The sequence below is a fragment of the Mesorhizobium sp. Ca11 genome (assembly GCF_020165275.1).
Taxonomy (GTDB): Bacteria; Pseudomonadota; Alphaproteobacteria; order Rhizobiales; family Rhizobiaceae; genus Mesorhizobium.
In genome coordinates, this window is the sequence record NZ_JAIUHU010000026.1 from 23,932 (window position 1) to 41,986 (window position 18,055).

The 18,055-nt window shown below is 58.3% G+C and carries 11 protein-coding genes; 10 read left to right on the plus strand and 1 reads right to left on the minus strand.

Annotation, left to right across the window (positions count from 1 at the left end; all coding sequences use genetic code 11):
* Positions 1 to 1,442: 1,442 nt before the first annotated feature.
* The 5 genes from LB538_RS28015 to LB538_RS28035 all read left to right on the plus strand — a co-directional run bounded on the left by LB538_RS28015 (position 1,443) and on the right by LB538_RS28035 (position 13,027).
* Entirely contained in the window at positions 1,443 to 2,192 is a 750-nt protein-coding gene (locus tag LB538_RS28015) for a hypothetical protein (RefSeq protein ID WP_224532480.1), read from the plus strand.
* Positions 2,185 to 8,874 (plus strand): beta strand repeat-containing protein, encoded by a 6,690-nt coding sequence (locus tag LB538_RS28020; protein ID WP_224532479.1) that lies wholly within the window; start codon positions 2,185 to 2,187, stop codon positions 8,872 to 8,874. The genes LB538_RS28015 and LB538_RS28020 overlap by 8 nt, the downstream gene beginning before the upstream one ends.
* A gap of 75 nt (positions 8,875 to 8,949) precedes the next feature.
* Positions 8,950 to 9,372: a hypothetical protein gene (locus LB538_RS28025; RefSeq protein ID WP_224685889.1), complete on the plus strand. Its 423-nt coding sequence runs from the start codon at positions 8,950 to 8,952 to the stop codon at positions 9,370 to 9,372.
* Between the two features lie 35 nt (positions 9,373 to 9,407).
* Entirely contained in the window at positions 9,408 to 11,555 is a 2,148-nt protein-coding gene (locus LB538_RS28030) for a type I secretion system permease/ATPase (RefSeq protein WP_224532477.1), read from the plus strand.
* A complete protein-coding gene (locus LB538_RS28035) occupies positions 11,555 to 13,027 on the plus strand; it encodes an HlyD family type I secretion periplasmic adaptor subunit (protein ID WP_224532476.1) in 1,473 nt (490 codons plus the stop codon). The genes LB538_RS28030 and LB538_RS28035 overlap by 1 nt, the downstream gene beginning before the upstream one ends.
* Positions 13,028 to 13,315: 288 nt before the next feature.
* Here LB538_RS28035 and LB538_RS28040 read toward each other — a convergent pair whose 3' ends face one another.
* Entirely contained in the window at positions 13,316 to 13,564 is a 249-nt protein-coding gene (locus tag LB538_RS28040) for a helix-turn-helix domain-containing protein (RefSeq protein ID WP_224532475.1), read from the minus strand.
* Between the two features lie 135 nt (positions 13,565 to 13,699).
* On the opposite strand from LB538_RS28040, the gene LB538_RS28045 reads away from it, so the two are divergent.
* The 5 genes from LB538_RS28045 (at position 13,700) to LB538_RS28065 (ending at position 17,514) form a co-directional block, all read left to right on the plus strand.
* Positions 13,700 to 14,317 carry a hypothetical protein gene (locus LB538_RS28045; RefSeq protein ID WP_224532474.1) on the plus strand — a complete coding sequence of 206 codons (618 nt, stop codon included), beginning with the start codon at positions 13,700 to 13,702 and terminating at the stop codon, positions 14,315 to 14,317.
* A gap of 288 nt (positions 14,318 to 14,605) precedes the next feature.
* On the plus strand, positions 14,606 to 14,875 hold the full coding sequence (locus LB538_RS28050; RefSeq protein WP_224532473.1) for a hypothetical protein: 270 nt from the start codon (positions 14,606 to 14,608) through the stop codon (positions 14,873 to 14,875).
* The gene (locus LB538_RS29310; RefSeq protein ID WP_224532472.1) at positions 14,872 to 16,755 is read left to right on the plus strand and encodes a recombinase family protein; all 1,884 of its coding nucleotides are present in this window, start codon (positions 14,872 to 14,874) and stop codon (positions 16,753 to 16,755) included. Before LB538_RS28050 ends, LB538_RS29310 begins: the two co-directional genes overlap by 4 nt.
* 249 nt (positions 16,756 to 17,004) lie before the next feature.
* Positions 17,005 to 17,271: a type II toxin-antitoxin system ParD family antitoxin gene (locus LB538_RS28060; RefSeq protein ID WP_224532471.1), complete on the plus strand. Its 267-nt coding sequence runs from the start codon at positions 17,005 to 17,007 to the stop codon at positions 17,269 to 17,271.
* A 3-nt stretch (positions 17,272 to 17,274) separates the two neighbouring features.
* A complete protein-coding gene (locus LB538_RS28065) occupies positions 17,275 to 17,514 on the plus strand; it encodes a type II toxin-antitoxin system RelE/ParE family toxin (RefSeq protein ID WP_224532470.1) in 240 nt (79 codons plus the stop codon).
* Positions 17,515 to 18,055 lie beyond the last annotated feature (541 nt).

The window sequence follows — 18,055 nt, forward strand, 5'->3', positions numbered from 1 at the left end:
AGCGCGAGATAGTTTTAGGAACCTTGGCAAGCGACGATGTAAAGCCGAGGAAGTGCGGCTCGGCCATATCGTTGCCGGAGTCGGTCTCGGCAAAGCCTGAACCGCGCCAGAGCCGAGCTCAACGGTTCACGAGAACGTGGAGGGCTCCGAGGGCATTTAGCGGCCGAGCAGACATCGAAGCTGGCCGATTTCATATCGAGGCGTCAACGGCGATCCCGACACGTCATCCGATCGCATACTCGTCGTCAGGAACCGCCGCGGCGCGCTGCCATTGTCGAGCGCGTCATGCTGACCACTGGAAAAATCCCCGAGACATCGCCGAACGCGGTGCGGCCTACGACACGACGCCGGCAAAGCCCCGGCAGTGATTTTTCAGTGCGTGCGCTTTCCTCCCCCCGACCTTGATGGGCAGGTTACAAATGATGGCGCGTCTTGGCTGGACCGAGAACTGTCCTCACCAGATCGGACGCCGCACGCATCGTGAAGCTTCGGGCAGGAGATCGCCGCATACCTCGACTTGCGCGGGGCAAAGCCTCAATCGACACGGGCTAAGCCACCGGTTTAGGATCGCGGGGTCCGGGAGTTGCGAGACCTACTTCAGCCCTTTGAACAGACTGCGATCGCCCACGTCGGCCGTAGGGTGGCGGCCGAGCGTGGGCTCAGCATCATCCAGCGCCAGCCCTAGCGACTTTGTCACTGGCCGCCTTGCCGGTGCCGCCAACCTGGCCTCTGGCCGCCTTGCAACGATCGGCGGCGGACTGGCTTCTAGTTGGTAACCTTAGCAGCTACTATTCGCTAGGTGCATCGGATAGTACCTCAAAGGGCTCGCTCGTGGCCGACGCGCATCGACTGGAGCCTCGGCAGATGCCGCGGGTTGGAAGTTTGCGACCTTGTGCGACCGCCGTATCTGGTTGCCGAAAAATCTGCTCACTTCCTCAACCTGCGGCGGTAGTCCGCATCGGCTTAGAAATGGTGGCTGACGTGCGCTATGCTCGGTTGAACTCGCCACCTGACCGCATCACAACAATGTGAAGTGCCGATTCAAGCTCTCTCGGCTGGACGGGAAGTATGAAGGTATGTATCGATATTTCTACTGGGCGTTGTGACAAGTTCACAAAAATATGGGGAGGGTGATGCCGTCTCGGTTGCGTGAAAAGCGAGTCGAAAGACCCGGTTGATATAAGACGGCAAAGTTGATTTTGTTCCAAAGAGGCGCTTATCGAGGAACAGTTGAGACGTGTTCCTAGCCGCGCATAGGATACGGACTGCGGAGACGGACGTCACTGAGTCACGACAGCTTGGATTCACTCTGGCTAACTGACGACGAATCTTTTGATCTACCTGTTCATGAAGACTAAGCGCTGCGAGTGCATTCGCCGTCCCGGGATTGGCAGAAAGAGGATGCCACCAAAGATGAGTCCGTCGTCTACAAAGAGAGTTGCATGCTGACTTTGGATGAGATCCTTAAAAGGGACCCAAAGTCGGTTCCTCTCGAAGAATATGAGAGGGCTTTCAAGTTCCTTAAGGTATCCAGGCTCCCTGACGCTGCAGAGGACAGGAAGCACCGATATCTGACGATATACAGGTTTCGCGTATTCGTGAGATCCTCAATTATTCCTGTCGTGTCTACGGTCATTGCTGTTGCTATCTATTATTTCCTCTGCTATGTCGTGCAACTTAGCAATTTTATTGTTAACTCTAAGTATATTTCCATCTTTTGGCCGCCGGCGCTCTACAGTATCTCTGCATCCAAGGTCACGCCTTTGGTCTCATCCATGCCATTGGGATCAAGTCCAGACGATATCTTGTTTTACGCCAATTCGTGCGGTCTTGCTAGTATAGTGTGGTTATCTTGGCTGCTTTGGCGCATCTACCGAGATGTCACTGACATCGGAAATTACGCACCGAGTGATAATGAAAGTGGTGTTACTAATTTAACTGCAAAGGTTATGGGCCTGTCGACATTCTATCTGATTGTTGCACTGTGTCTATTTTATGTATCTTCGATGGGATTTGCGACTGAAAGGTCTCTTTATTTAGCTTCTATCTATGATGGGGTTTTGGCATATACAACAAAGAAGATTTTTTTGATATCTTCAGGCTACTGGTTGCTCGGTTTCTTCTCGATTCTATTGTCGATTACTGTTCGTGGATCACGCCGCAGGCCGGCAAACGGGGGGCTAGATGAGTGAAAATGAGGACGCCAGAAACGAAGTAGCTAGTCACCTGATGGCGGCGGCATTGGCATTTGACGATGCTGTGGCAGGGGCCTCGGCGGCGGTCGCGCCGAATTTGGAAACCGCGGCTGCTGCGTTCGAGACGGCCGCAAGATTCACTGGCCCCATTGGCATCGGCGTTTCGGCAATGCTTGGCGCGATTACGGAAGGGCCGAAAGGCGCACTGAAGGAATTCGCCGCTGCGTATGCAGGCGTTAAGGTGACTGAGGTTACCTACAGTTTGAGTCGGGTAGCTCTTGCTGCTTATTTTGGTGATGCGGTCGAAGTTGGGGTCGCCGCAGCCGCGGCAGCGTCGTTGGCCGGATTTCTGGCGGCCATCGCCGTCGGCAGTATAGCTGGTGTGGCAATAGCGGCTATAGCTAATACTGACCCAACCTACCGTGATGATCCCGCATCCCCGCTTTCGGGCTTTGAGCCAGACGGGATGGGTGGATTCGACCTAAATGATCCCGTCTATCATCTTCCGAATTATACCGGGGCTGGTACGGGCCTCGACTCTCCTAGCGAACACACTCCGGCCGGCCGCGGTGGTAGCGAATTCGGGGGCACGTCACAGCTTGGTGGCGGCGCGCCAAGCGGAGATTCTCGCGGCGAAAACCCTGATGATTCCGGTGTCAACGGCACCGCCGGGGAGCCTGGTCCATCGCGGGGTTCAAGGCGAGGCGGCACGCAATTGGATGGAGCGCAGGCGCCAGTACCCGGTGACGACACTGGCCTTTTCGATCCGAATCACAGTCAGGGCCATCCACCTGGCGGTTTAATCAACGATGGGACCTATTCGGTCCCGAGTCCCCTCGACCCTGTCTATGGTGTGCCTCCGGATCTTCAGGACAAACCAGTCCAGATTGACACGTACACCACGTCATCGATCCATGGGTTTTCGGACAATCGCGGCGGTGGCAGCGACGGTGCAGGCGGCGGCTACGCCCAGGGCGGAAATGGCGGCCTAATCTCAACGCCAGTGGGTGATCATGCAGGCCATCCCAACGGTGTTTCCGGGAACCGAGACAATGGTTGGAATGGGCACCCCGTCCTTCTCGACCTCTCTGGCAGCGGCCTGTCAATCGATCCATTATCGTCATCCACGCAGTTTCTCGATTTGAACGGCGATGGTTATGAACACCGCACGGCTTGGGCGGGCAAAGGCAACGGAGTTCTGGTTCTGGATCTCTATGGCGATGGCAAGATACATCAGAAGAACCAACTTGCCTTCACACAATGGGATCCCTCTGCGGCAAGCGATCTTCAGGCGCTCAAAGACGTTTTTGATACCAACCATGACGGAAAGCTGGATGCCGGTGATGCCGATTGGTCCATGTTCAAGGTCATGGTCAATGGCCAGATGGTGTCGCTGGCCTCGCTTGGCATCACCTCGATTGATCTCACGCCGACTGGGAGTGGCCGGACGTTCAATGATGGTTCGGCAATAACCGGCACGACAACTTATACCAAGTCGGACGGCACGACCGGTCAGGTCGGCGATGCGATCTTGGCGAGCGACAGCAATGGCTACCTGATCAATCAGGCCCAGACTACGAATGCCGACGGCTCGGTGACCAAGGACATTCTGGGCTATAACACCGACGGGTCGAAAGCCTTCGAGAACGTGGTTACGGTCAGCGCCAACGGCCAGAACAAGACCACCAGATACGACGACAACGGCGACGGCGTGTTCGATCGGAACCAGACCGACATTATAGTCCTCAATGCCGACGGCTCTTCGACGGAGACGATCACCGATCTTAACGCTGACGGCTCCAAAGCGGATGCAACTGCGACTACGACCAGCGCTGACACCAAGACGATTACGACTATCGTCGACCAGAACGGCGATAGTATTTGGGACCAGTCCGAGACATTCGTCACCAACGCAGACGGCTCGACCAGCACGACGACGAAGCAGCTTGCCGCGAATGGGACCACGATTAACCAGATTGCGGTCACCACAAGCGCCGACGGCCAGACCAAGACCACCAAGACCGATCACACCGGCTCAGGCAGCTTCGATTTCATCACGACAGATGCCACGGTTGTGAATGCCGATGGCAGCCGTGTTGAGACCGTGACGGATACCGGCAACAATGGGACTCTGCTCGACAAGACGGTGACGACCACCAGCGCCGACTCGCATAGCAAGACCGTCCACATCGACCATGCCGGCTCCGGCACATTCGACACTGACGAGACGACTTCAATTGTCATCAATTCCGACAACTCGGTGACGACTACCGTCTCGACCTACAACGGCGCCGGTACCACTCAGATCTCCAAGACCGTCACTACCACCAGTGCCGACGGCCTGACGAAGACGGTTTCTCGTTACCTTGACGGTGGCACCTCGCCGGTTGACCAGGTCACAGACATCGTGACCGTCGCAGCGGACGGCTCGCGGACAGAGGCGGTTTCGGATTATGCGCTGGGTGGCACACCACTGAGCAAGACCGTCACGGCAACCAGCGGCGACAAGAAAAGCATCACCACCACCATAGATTCCAACGGTGACGGCGCGACCGACCAGGCCAAGACCATTGTCATCAATGCCGACGGTTCGACCACCACGACGTTGTCGAACTTCGCCAGCAACGGCACGCTGATCAATCGCACGCTGACAACAGCTTCCGCCGGCGGTCTGTCGACGACGATCAAGACCGACATCAATGGCGAGGGCACCTACGATCTCGTCGAGACAGACGCCATCGTCGCCAATGCGGATGGCTCACGCACCGAGACGGTGACGGACACCAGCGCCAACGGCACGTCGATCGGCAAGACCATCACCGCCACCACCGCCAACGGCCTGACGCAGACCAAGCAGGAGGATCTCAATGGCGATGGCATCATCGACCGGACGGTAACGGACGCGATCGTGCTCAACGCCGACGGCAGCCGCACGCAGACGCTCTCGACGACCAGCAACACGGGCGTCCTGCTTTCCAAGACCGTGACGACCGACAGTGCCGACCGCAAGACCTCCACGGTGACAATCGACCGCAATGGCGACGGCCATGCCGACCAGACCCGCGTCAGCGTGCTCAATGTCGACGGCTCGACCACGCAGACGGTAACGGATACCAGCGCCAGCGGCGTGCAGATCGATCAGATGGTGACTGCGACCAGTGCCAATGGGCTATCAACCACGGTTTCGCGCAATATCGACGGAGCGATCGACGACACAGTTTCGAACGTAACGGTGCTGAATGCGGACGGCTCGAAGACGGAGACCATCAGCGACACTAGCCGTAATGGTACCTTGCTCAGCAAGCGCATCGTCACCGCGAGCGGCAACGGCTTGTCGGTGACGATGCTGAACGATGCCAATGGCGACGGTGTGCTGGACAGCGACATTGCCGACGTGACGGTGTTCAACGCCGATGGTTCGAAGACCGAAACGGTATCGACTTACAATGGCGCCGGCACCACCTTGATTAGCAAGACTGTCACCACCAGCAGTGGCGATGGCCTAACGAAGTCGGTGGCTCATTATCTCGATGGCAGCAGCACGCCCGTGGACACCGCCTCGGTCGTGGTGTCCTACGGCACGGCTGGCTCCGTGACCGAAACGGTCTCCGACTACAGCGGCAACAATACGCTGCTGAGCAAGACCGTCACAGTTTCCAGTGGCGATAAGAAGACGGTTACGGTCACTACCGATATCGACGGCAATGGCGTCAACGACGTTTCTACCACAGCCGTCACCAACGCCGATGGTTCGGTGACCACAGTCACTTCTGCCTATAGCGCGACTGGCATCCTGGTTTCGAAGTCAACCAAAACCGTCAGTGCCACCGGCATGTCAACAACGATTGCGACCGACCTCAACGGCGATGGCGTAGTCGATCAATCAAAGACTGATATCATTGTGCTCAACGCCGATGGCTCCCGGAGCGAGACGATCTCCGATCTCAATGCGAGCGGCGGGCTGAAAGACAAGACTGTCATCACGACAAGCGCCAACGGCTTGTCCATCACGACACAGATGGATGGAACGGGAGCGGGCACCTTCAGCCGCACCACGAACGACGTCGAAACTCTGAATGCCGACGGATCGATAACTGAGGTCTCATCAGATCTTAACCCCAACGGCAGCCTTCACGACAAGACCACGACCACTACGAGCGCCAGCCGGATGACGATCACGACCGCCCGTGATGTCAATGGCGACGGCACCGTCGATCAGACAGTACTTAAGCAGGTCAACACCGATGGTTCGGTCACAACTTACAACATGGACGGGACGGTAAACCAGAATGTTTACGGCCTAATTTGGGGGGGGACGAACGGGCGTTACGAGACGGATAGCGCGAATGGGTTGTCGAAGACCGTGCAATATGACGCCAATGGCGACACCCGTTTCGAAAACCAAACGACCGACGTCACGGTTCTGAATGCGGATGGATCCAAAGTTGACACGATCACAGACTCAGCCCTGACGGTGACTGGTCGAGTCTGGGAAAACAACGGCTGGTGGAACGCCTATAGTGCAACCACCAAGGACAAGGAAGTTATCTCCACCAGCAAGGATGGCCTGACCGTTACCAAGCAATTTGATTTGACGGGCTCAGGCACCTTCGGCAAGACCAGCACCGATCAAACCGTGCTGAATGCCGATGGCTCCAAGACGGAAACGATTGCCGAAGCCCAGGCCGGTGCTCAAATGGGCAAGTACGCTCAGACCACCAGCGCCGACGGCCTCAGCAGAACCAAGCAATGGTACTTTGGCGGTTCTTCCACCCCGAGCGAAACCTCGACGGACGTCAAAGTCATCAATGCAACTGGGTCGAGCACCGAGACGGTCACCAATACCGGGAGCAACGGAGCCCTGCTCTCGAAGTCGGTAAGCACGACCAGTGCCAATGGTCTCAATGTGTGGATTCAGCGCGACACGACCGGTTCAGGAAGCTTCAACCAGAGCGAAGCCGATGGCTCTTATACCTTGGCCGACGGCTCGATCGTCACGATGGTCGGCCATTATAATGGCAGTTGGGTTTTGAAGGACCAGACCGTCACAACGAGAAGTGCAGACGGGCGCATCACCAGCGTCAGTCGCGACGCCAACGGCGATGGAATTGTTGATCAGACGGAGGCGATCACGAAACTGGTCGACGGCAGCTCTCAAACCAGCATTTGGGACCTGCTGCCTACCGGAGCTGTGGCGGACTGGATGAGCTCGACTACGAGCTTCGACGGTCTGACAACCAATACAAGCTGGGACTTCAACAATGATGGTACGGTCGATCGTTCCCGTTCCGATACTCGCGTATACAATGCGAATGGCTCCTATAGCGAGACCGTTAAGGACTATCAGACGAGCACCAAAATCAGCACGGGCTGGGGATCTTCCAAAACGCCTGTCTTGCTGAAGACCACGTCGGTGACTGTAAGCGCTGACGGCAAAACCAAAATGACCAATGTCACGTTGAACAACGACAGCAGCGTCGATGAGACGTCGACGACGGTCACGGCTATCGATGGCTCGACGGTGACGACTGCGACCAACGACGCCGCCGCCAAGGCCGTCGCGCCGCTTCCGGGCAAGGTGCTCTGGAGTTCGGCGATCTCAACCAGCAACAAAACAGTAGCTTCAAAGGTAATTACGTCCGTCAGCGCCGACGGCCTCTCGAAGATCGTCCAGGCGGACTACGATGGCAACGGGACCTACGAACACACCGAGACGTGGCAGACTCAGATCGACGGCTCGCAGATCGGCACCATCCAGGATGTGAATTCCTCTGGCACTGTGGTTGCCAAAGGCACCGAGAACATCAGTGCAGACGGATTGACCACAACCCTGAACGAGGACACTGACAACAACGGCACCACGGATCACGTAGACGCGGCAACCACCCATATTGACGGCACCATCACCGAGACCGTCACCAACTTCAACACCAATGGCACCCTCAAGCAGACCATCGTCACCAATGTCAGTGCCGACGGACAATCGACGTCGGTAATCACGACAACCCCGCCAGCCTCTTCCGGCGCACTTGCCACATCGACCACTGCCGTGAATGGCGTAGGCATGACGACGACCGAGTCGAACTCCACTGACACGGCTACGGTCAATGGCAACAACAATATCCTGACCGTGACCTCGGGTCAGGAGACGGCGACGGTGACCGGAACGGGTAATATCGTAAACGTTAATGGCACCGCCGCCGCGAGCGTGACGGGCGGAACAGGGACGGTGGTCAATTTCAACAGTTCTGGCAGTTCGCTGACTGCTACATCTGAGACGATCAATCTGGCCGCAGGAAGCAATGTGACGATCGGCGGTACCAGCGACACGATTGTCATGAACCAGAACGAAACCGTAACACTGGCTTCTGTGAGCAGTCCTCCCTGGTCATATACAGGCCACTCGGATACGTTTGTCTTTCAACCAAATTTTGGGCATGAGACCATCTCGGGTTTCATCGGCTCGGGAAACGTCGGTACGTTCGGCTTCGGTGGGACGTCCCCTGATCAGATCGACATTAATCACGCCGTATTCGCGGATTGGGCGCATCTCTTGGCGGCATCGTCGCAGTCGGGGAGCGACGTCATCATAACCGCGGATGCCAACGACACGATCACCTTGAAGAACACCACATTGGCCCAGTTGCAAGGGGATCAAAGCCAGTTCCATTTCACCTGAAATCCGAAGACGGTCGATGATAGCGCCCTCGGATACGTCGGTCGCGATGCCCGCATAACACCTTGAGACGTGATGATGCCAAGGAACTTCATCTTTGCTCTGGTGGCGATGATCGATTGGCTGCTCTGTGCAAGCGCCATGGCTGATGACGCGGATTTCACCGAAACCCGCCAATTTCTTCATGTGGTGATTGGAGGGAAACTCTATCATCTCGACAGCCTCGTCGTGAAGGCAGTGGGAACGAAAGGGCCACTGCCGGTCGCATTGATCACAGGTGGAACCGGGCACTCGGGGGCTGAGATGAAAGGCGAACGCGCCGAAAACTATGCTCCGCAGGCCCGCGATCTTGCCCTTCGCGGCTGGCCCACCGTGGTTTTCAGTATGACGGAAGAGCCGGCATGGCCGCCGATCGCGGTGTGGAAATGTCCCGATGCGATAAGGCAGGAAACGCCGATTGCCGCCTCGTCATGGAAAACAATCGCTGGGTGGGGTCGCTGACACAATGAGAGGGCGCCGGCGTGGATAGCCCCGAGATGATCCCCGCGCGGGCACAGCCGCTCGACTCCGGCCTCCGGGCGGTCTGCGGCATAGCCGCCTTCTACCGGATCGCGGCCGATCCACTGCACCTCGCCAACCAGTTGGCGCTGACCGGGCGCCTTGCAAACGAGCGCGATCTCGTCCGCGCAGCCGCGTCGATCGGCCTCAAGGCGCGCATCGTCGGCAGCTTGACCCCAAAGCGCATCGAGACCCTTCCGGTACCGGCGATCGTGCGTGTCGCCGACGGCTCCTTTCAGGTCTTCGGTGGCAAAAATCCGAGCGGCCGGTTCCGCCTCGTCGATCCCATCACGCGCATCGATAAGGAACTCACGATCGATACTCTGCTGCCGGAAATCGGCGGCGAGATCGTCCTGATCGGCAGGCGCCTTGGAGGGCAGGGGTCCGACCCACGCACTTTTGGGCTCGGCTGGTTCCTGCCCTCGATCTGGCGTTACCGCAAACCGCTTGCCCATGTGCTGCTTGCATCGCTTTTCGTGCAGATCTTCGCGTTGGTAACGCCCTTGTTCTTCCAGGTGGTGGTCGACAAAGTACTGACTCACAAGGGTTATTCCACCTTGTTCGTGCTTGTGGCGGGCATGGCTATCATCGGCTTGTTCGACGTCATACTGCAGTATCTGCGCAGCTACGCGCTCTCGCACACCACCAACCGCATCGATGTCGAGCTGGGGCAAAAGCTGTTCCAGCACCTGCTGCGTCTGCCGCTGGGTTATTTCGAGACGCGGTCGGCCGGCCAGACAGTGGCGCGGGTGCGCGAGCTTGAGACTATCCGCAACTTTCTGACGGGACAGGGGCTTTTTTCGGCAATCGACCTCGTATTCACGATCGTCTTCATCGCGGTGCTTTATGCGTACTCGTGGAAGCTGACCATGATCGTCGTCGGATCAATCCCGCTTTACGTCCTGATTGCGGTCTTGGTGCGGCCCTCGCTACGGGCGATGATCAAGGAGAAGTTCAACCGGGGCGCGGTGAGCCAGCAGTTTCTGGTCGAGGCCATCGTCGGCATCCAGACGGTCAAGGCCGGCGCCGTCGAGCCGGTGATGCAAGCGCAATGGGCCGAACGCCTCGCCGCCTATGTTCGCACGTCATTCGATGCCACGATGCTGAGCGCCGGCGGCCAGAATGCCATACAGTATGTTTCCAAGCTCTCGACGGCGTTGCTGCTTCTCTTCGGAGCAAAGGCCGTTATCGACGGCGAGCTTTCTGTTGGGGCGCTCGTGGCCTTCAACATGATCGCCAACCAGACGGTACAGCCAATCCTGCGGTTGTCACAACTCTGGCAGGACTTCCAGCAGGTGCAGATCTCTGTCGACCGGCTCGGCGATATCCTCAACACGCCCATGGAGCGGATGCCGCAAACAAGCTTGGTCCTGCCGCCTCCGAAAGGCGCGATCGAGCTGCGCAACATCAGCTTCCGCTATCGGCCGGGCTCACCTGAGGTGCTCAAGTCCATATCGCTCGCGATTCAACCGGGCGAAGTCATTGGCATTGTCGGCGCGTCAGGATCGGGCAAATCCACCCTGACTAAATTGATCCAGCGTCTCTACACCCCTGAAGAAGGGCAGGTGCTACTCGATGGAGCGGACTTGTCCCAGGTCGACCCAGCGTGGTTGCGCAGTCAGATCGGAGTGGTGCTGCAGGAGAACCTGCTGTTTAACCGCACCATTCACGACAACATTGCCTTCGCTAACCCGGCATTGCCACGCGCCAATGTCATCGCGATCGCCAGATTGGCCGGAGCCGATGAGTTCATCGCCAGGCTGCCGGCAGGTTATGATACGGTCATTGAGGAGCGCGGGGCCAATCTCTCGGGCGGCCAGCGCCAGCGCATCGCAATCGCCAGGGCGCTTGCTACCAACCCACCGATCCTGATCTTCGACGAGGCAACCTCAGCGCTCGACTACGAAAGCGAGCGCGTGATCCAGGCTAATATGCGCCAGATCGTGCAAGGGCGTACCGTGATTATCATTGCCCATCGGCTGGCGGCGGTGCGGCCATGTCACCGCATCATCGGCATGGCCGACGGCCGTGTTGTCGAGATCGGCAGCCACGCTGAACTTATAGCTCAACCGAATGGCGTCTATGCCAGGCTCTGGGCGCTGCAGAACGATCAGGTGTTCGCCTGATGAACGCCATTCCTCAGCCTCCGCCTGCCGCTGGCCAACCAGTACCTCAACGGCCGTTCCGCCGGCTGAGACCAAGACGCTCGGATCAAGAATTCTTAGCGCCGGCGCTGGAAATTCTGGAAACGCCACCATCGCCGGTGCGCTTGGCCTTTATCGTGATCGTCTGCGCGTTCGTCGCAGTCGCGCTCATCTGGGCTTATTTCGGGCGCATCGACATCATCGCCTCGGCGCAGGGGAAATTCGAGCCGACAGGAAAGGTCAAGATCATCCAGCCGCTGGAGACCGGCCGGGTGAAGGCTCTTCCGCCTCCAGATGGCACCCATGTTCGCCAGGGTGACGTCCTGCTTGAACTCGATGCCGCCGAGGAACTCGCCGATGAGGCTGGCTTCAGACGCGCTCTCGCGTCCTACCTCGCCGAGGCTACGCGCCGACGCGCTGCCATCGGCGCGGCGCGCCAAAGGAGTTTCTCGCCGGCGCCTTCTATCGCTTGGGAAGACGATGTTCCCGATCTGCTGCGCATTCGCGAGCAGAATATACTGAACAGCGATCTCGGCCAACTCACATCAAACCTGGATTCACTCGGCGCTCAACGCCAACAGAAGCTGACAGAGGAACAGCAATTTGCGCAAACAATCGAGACGCAAAAATCATTGATCTCGACTTTGCAGGATCGCGTGACCATGCGCTCCACCGCCGCGGCCGCCGACGCCGATACGAAGTCAAATGTCATCGACGCCACGGAAACGCTTAAATACCAGGTCACACAGCTGGCCATCCAGAAAGGCCAAATGGCCGATGCCGAGGCGGGTGCCGAAGTGGTGGAACGCGAGATCGCCAAGACGATCGAGGAATTCATCACCGACAACACCCAGAAGCTGGGAGACGCCGAAAGGCAGATCGATGACCTCACTCAGAAGCTTGCCAAAGCCACCGCCGAGCGCGAGCGCAAGACGATAGTTAGCCCGATCTCCGGAACGGTGGAAGAATCCGTAATTACCAACATCGGCCAGGTCGTCACGGTGGGCCAGGAGGTCATGCGAATTGTTCCCGACGATTCCAAGTTGGAATTGCGGGTTTATGTCCTCAACACCGACATCGGCTTCGTGAAAGTAGGACAGCAGGCGGTAGTCAAGGTCCAGTCTTTTCCGTTTACTCGCTACGGCACCATCAACGCGACGGTGACCAATGTGGCGACTGACGCCATTCCCGAACCGGATGCAGCCCAGCTAGAAGGCAATCCGGCAGCTCAGATATCCAATGCAACTTTTGCCGGCGCTGAGCGAACCCAGAACCTGGTGTTTCCCGTCACTCTGACGCCGGACAAGACTGTTGTGAGCGCCGACGGCCACGACGTGCAACTGACGCCGGGCATGGCTGCAACTGTGGAAATAAGAACCGATAGCCGGCGAATTCTGGAATACGTGTTCTCGCCAATGGTTGAAGTAACGTCAGAGGCGTTCAAGGAGAGATGATGCAGCGACGACTCACACCGAAGATTGATGACGTGTTCTTTCTAAGTAGTTAGACGTCTCTGTCATCGAGGTGCCTGTTATAAGGCGGCTGCGGCTCAGGAATAAGAGTGATCACCGTGGGGTTTGCCGACGGCGCTTGAAGCCGCTCAGATACTGCTGAGCGTGTTCAACGTCTTCCTGCATCAGGTCTGTCTCTCGCCCGAATACGCGCCAAATTTTTTCCAACCGGCTGACGCTTGTCCATACGTCGGGCAATCGAGGTTTACGCACCCTAAGTTATCAAGTTCTCTATTCGTCAAGCTCAGACTTCGATCTCTGAGGACCATCTGAGGGTCGTTTCAGCAATTCTGCGATATCCACATCCAGCACTTCAGCCAGCCGGTCAACGACATCGATGCTTGCGTTGTATACGTTACGTTCCAACGCGCTGATATAAGTGCGATCGATCCCAGCCCGGTGCGCAAGCTCTTCCTGTGACAGGCCTCTAGCCCGCCGCAGGGCTCGTAGGTTTTGCGCGAACGCTTCTCGGATTTCCATGAATCCGACACCAGCGCCTTGCAGAGTATTTCACCACGGAGTATTCTCTACAATTCACATTCGGAGAACTGGGCCTCCTGGAGTGGTTTTGGATCCACTCAGCGGGAAACTTGCCCCACGGAAGGAGACTGTGCTGTGGCAGCGAAAAAGCCGACTCTTCTCGCAACAAGCCGCAACGGCACGGAATTGCAATCTGCAGCCATAGGCGATCCTGCGCTTCTGCTAATGAGTGATTGGCAAATGGCTCGATACATCTCCCTGCTATTATGCCGCGTGCAGCAGCGGTTGGAGAGTCAAATGATGGTCAATCCCGGAATTCAGGGATTGACCGCAGATTCACCGACGCGAGTTCAAGACCAACGATCGCGCACTCTTGGTGGCCCATGGGCGTATGCGGTTGCGCGTGAGGCCGAGGTCTTTGCGATGACCGAAGCTCTTAAGCTTCAAGATTCTCTCCCCGAAGTCGCGGCTACGTCGCTCGTCGGCGTCATTGCCAAGTTAGAAATGATCGTCGGCGCCGACCGGGATATTGGTGACCCTACGGACTTCCCGTGGCCGCACATAGCTTCGGTGCTAAGTGACTTAAGGGCGATCGCGGGAACTTTGCCGGTTGGTCGCCCGAGCCGGGAAAGGACGCGGAGCGATGTTGCCAAGCATTGGGAGTCCGCAGTCAAGCTGATCGCTGCGCTCGAAGCGGAAGGCGCGGCGGAGTACTGTGGCGATGTAGCGGTCTTCCGACACGCCCCTCCCTGAAATGTATCTTCAAATGTGCAACTCGCAGGCGATATCGAAGGTCAACAACCCGGGACTGTCGAGTGGCGGCAGACTGATTGCCACGGTTCGCGCCCCACTAATGGTTTGGCTGGATGTCAGCATCAGAACGTTCCCATTTGTCGCCCGTAGCCCGACCTTGACAATTGAGAGAAACCGCACGGCGCAAGTCATTGCACGCTGTGGCCCTACGACATGAACTTCGTGCTTTTCCTGGCCGTCCGGACACCTCTGATGGCAGGTCGATCCACCATTGGGAGAGCGACCGGCATGTCAGAGGAAACCAGGAATGGGCCGCAGGCGTTGGTTCCGGCGAACGACAACGGCGACCTCGCCAGCCCCGAGGGCCCTGAAAACATGGCGGCCAAGCTGGACCTGGTAGTGCTGGATATCGCCGGGTTGATCGGCCGGCAGTTGGCGCGGCAGGCATTCGAGGCGGGGCTGGCGGCCAACGACAATCGGCCGGGCCACCAAGAAGAAGAGGGCAGGGGACAGGATGGCAAACCCCTTCAGAACAAGAGAGAGGATCCGTCGCCGTGACTCGTGTCGCACTCTATGCCCGCTATTCTTCCGACAGCCAGCGGGATGCCTCCATCGAGGACCAGTTGAGGCTGTGCCGCGAGCAGGCGGAGCGTGAGGGCTGGAGTGTAGCGGGAACCTACGAGGATGCGGCGATCTCTGGCGCCAGCACCGTGCTCCGGCCCGGTATCCAGCATTTGGTACGTGATGCCCAGCGCTGCCGCTTCGAAGTGGTGCTGGCCGAAGCACTCGATCGCATCAGCCGCGACCAGGCAGATGTCGCCACGCTCTTCAAGCATCTCAAATTCGCCGGCGTTGCCATCGTCACTTTAGCCGAGGGCGAGATCAGCGAACTGCATGTCGGCCTCAAAGGCACGATGAATGCCCTGTTCCTCAAGGACCTTGCTCTCAAGACCCATCGTGGCATGCGGGGGAGGGTGGAGAAGGGTAAGGCCGGTGGTGGGCTGTGCTACGGCTATCGGGTGGTGAGGAAGCTGGATGGAGCAGGTGAGCCCATCCGGGGCGACCGCGCGATCGTGCCGGAGGAAGCCACCGTCGTGCGCCGCATCTTCCGCGAGTTCGCCGCCGGCAAGAGCCCTAAGGCGATCGCCGTCGACCTCAACAAGGAGGGCGTTCCTGGTCCGCTCGGCCGACACTGGGGCGACACCAGTGTGCGCGGGCATGTCATCCGGGGAACCGGCGTCATCAACAATGAGCTCTATACCGGCGTGCTGGTTTGGAATCGCCTGCGTTACGTCAAGGATCCTGCCTCCGGCAAGCGCGTGTCGCGGGCCAATCCGCCAGCCAAATGGATCCGCACCGAGGTGCCGCATCTCAGGATCGTCGAGGACGATTTGTGGCAAGCCGTGAAGGAGAGACAGAAATGCATCGCCAGCCAGTTCGAGGCGGTGGCGATCGCCACGCGCAAGGCTAGGGCGAGGAAGCTTCACACAATGAAGCGGCCTGTCTCCCTCCTTTCCGGCCTGCTCACCTGCGGCTGCTGCGGTGGGCGGTACGGCCTGTTCACACGCGAGCGCTATGCCTGCCTCAATCACCAGCGCCGGGGCATCTGCGACAATGGCCGCACCATCACGCGCGAGAAGATCGAGCAGCGCGTTCTCGCAGGCCTGAAGGAAAGGTTGGTCTCGGCCGATGCCGTCGCCGAGGCGATCAGAGCCTATGTCCAGGAAACCAACCGCCTTAACCAGGAGCGTCGCGCGCAAGGCGAACAGGACCGCAAGGCGCTCGACAAGGTCGAGCGCGCCATCGCCGGCATCATGGCCGCGATCGAGGACGGCCTTTACCAGCCTTCGATGAAAGCGAGAATGGAAGACCTAGAGAGGCAGAAGGCGGAGATCACCGCGCGTCTGGCTCTGGCGCCCACTGACCTGCCCGACCTGCATCCCAACATCGCCACTCTCTACCGCAAGCGGGTCGAGCAGCTCACGCAAGCACTTGCCGACCACGAGGACGGACGTCCCGCCGCCGAGGCGTTGCGCTCGTTGATCGGAGAGATCGTGCTCACGCCCGGCGACAAGCGCGGCGAGGTGCATGCCGAGCTACGCGGCGAGCTGTTCGGCATCCTTGAATTCGCCAAACCCGACCAAAATCAAAGGTCCGAGGATGTTATGACAAAAGGGGTTGCGGGTCCCCGCAACCAAACAAAAAACGGCCCGCTCCTCGCGGGTCGTTTGCGTTTGTGTTCGCAGGACGGACACGAAGGTCAGGGCTCTCACCAGACCGAATCATTCAACCAACATCGACCCGCATCGGCGCGCTCGTCATGGCACTGCTCGCTAGCTGGAATCATGAACCGCGGGCGACGAGGACGTCAAAGTGAGCGTGGCAGCGCACTCAGGGATCGGCGTGCAACCGGGCACGAAATAATATTAGCCGGTTGAGTTTTAAACTCAGCCGGCTTCCGCGTCTCAGCTGCCTCGAAATGGCGCAGAGGTCGTGGAATCGGCCGCCAAGCGATCCTCGATCGGCGCCGGCGTATCGACCCGAAATTTTGATCTTTGCCGATTCGGGTACTGTTGGGCCTTCACCGAATCGCGACGGGTGAATTGGAATCGCATCAACCCACGCCAATTGTTGCTATCTATTGATATCCCCGCCACCCGCCCCCCACATTTCCGGAGGACGCCTCCATGCCCAACTACGCTTTGAACGAGCACTATGAGCGCTTCATCAGAAAGCAGCTCGAATCGGGCCGGTACAACAATGCCAGCGAGGTTGTCCGCGCCGGGCTGCGCATGCTCGAAGATTTTGAGGCGGAGCGTGAGAAGTGGCTGCGTGAGGAAATCCCGTCGCGCGTGGCCGAGTTCCGGCAGGATCCGGCAAAAGCTATTCCCGCCGAAACGGTGTTTTCCCGGTTGGATCTCCGTCGTCGCGCACGGCAGGCGAAAGCCAAGTAGGAAATGGAGTACCGGATTGTCTTCCATCCGAAAGCGGAAGCCGAACTCGAGCAACTCTATGACGATATAGCCGAGCGTGCGTCGCCGGCGATTGCCTGGGATTTTGTTGTGGGCATCCGCGATCTCTGCCTTGGCCTGTCGACATTTCCACAGCACGGCCGAGCGGGTGGAGATCATGCCGGGGGGCTGCGGATCGTCGCGCGGTCAGTATCGTTTTCGCTGTCGACGGCGAGTTCGTGCTGATCTGGGCATCTTCTACGCGAGCCGGAATATCACGCCCGAGTCGCTGGAAGAAAGGCTCCGAACCGCGGGCCAAAGGGCCGCGACGATCGACATTCGGCTAAGTGCTGGTGGCTGCTTTAGGGCGACCGCATTCACCCGGCGAAGCGGTTGTGACGGGTATCGCCGCAACGGAAGCGCGGCCAAAATTCAACCAAGCCAGCTCACAAATTTTGCCTTCTTGGATATCTCCACGAGAAATCGAAAAAAGAGCGATCTAGGCTGTTGACAGTTCGGTCAGGTGGCGACTATATACGGCCCACGAACGAGGGCGGTGCGCCGCTGGCGACGAAGAAGTTTGCTTCTAGGTCTGCCCTCTGCTGAAATTCAAGAGAGCCGCGTGAGCGACACTCGATTGGCCCCGAAGCCGAAAAGCGAGACGGGCTGCGACATTGCGTGAAGCGATGTCTGTTCTTTGACAATTGAATATTGAAGAAAGAGAAACGTGGGCGGCAGAGTCCTGCTGAGCCTCTTACTCCGCCAGGGGTAATTGGTTCGAACGAGA

What these genes read in the sequence shown, in the direction of transcription:
- LB538_RS28015 (WP_224532480.1), top strand. Translation starts at nt 1,443, where the DNA reads ATGCTGACTTTGGATGAGATCCTTAAAAGGGACCCAAAGTCGGTTCCT.
- LB538_RS28020 (WP_224532479.1), top strand. Translation starts at nt 2,185, where the DNA reads ATGAGTGAAAATGAGGACGCCAGAAACGAAGTAGCTAGTCACCTGATG.
- LB538_RS28025 (WP_224685889.1), top strand. Translation starts at nt 8,950, where the DNA reads ATGCCAAGGAACTTCATCTTTGCTCTGGTGGCGATGATCGATTGGCTG.
- LB538_RS28030 (WP_224532477.1), top strand. Translation starts at nt 9,408, where the DNA reads ATGATCCCCGCGCGGGCACAGCCGCTCGACTCCGGCCTCCGGGCGGTC.
- LB538_RS28035 (WP_224532476.1), top strand. Translation starts at nt 11,555, where the DNA reads ATGAACGCCATTCCTCAGCCTCCGCCTGCCGCTGGCCAACCAGTACCT.
- LB538_RS28040 (WP_224532475.1), bottom strand. Translation starts at nt 13,564, where the DNA reads ATGGAAATCCGAGAAGCGTTCGCGCAAAACCTACGAGCCCTGCGGCGG.
- LB538_RS28050 (WP_224532473.1), top strand. Translation starts at nt 14,606, where the DNA reads ATGTCAGAGGAAACCAGGAATGGGCCGCAGGCGTTGGTTCCGGCGAAC.
- LB538_RS28060 (WP_224532471.1), top strand. Translation starts at nt 17,005, where the DNA reads ATGCCCAACTACGCTTTGAACGAGCACTATGAGCGCTTCATCAGAAAG.
- LB538_RS28065 (WP_224532470.1), top strand. Translation starts at nt 17,275, where the DNA reads ATGGAGTACCGGATTGTCTTCCATCCGAAAGCGGAAGCCGAACTCGAG.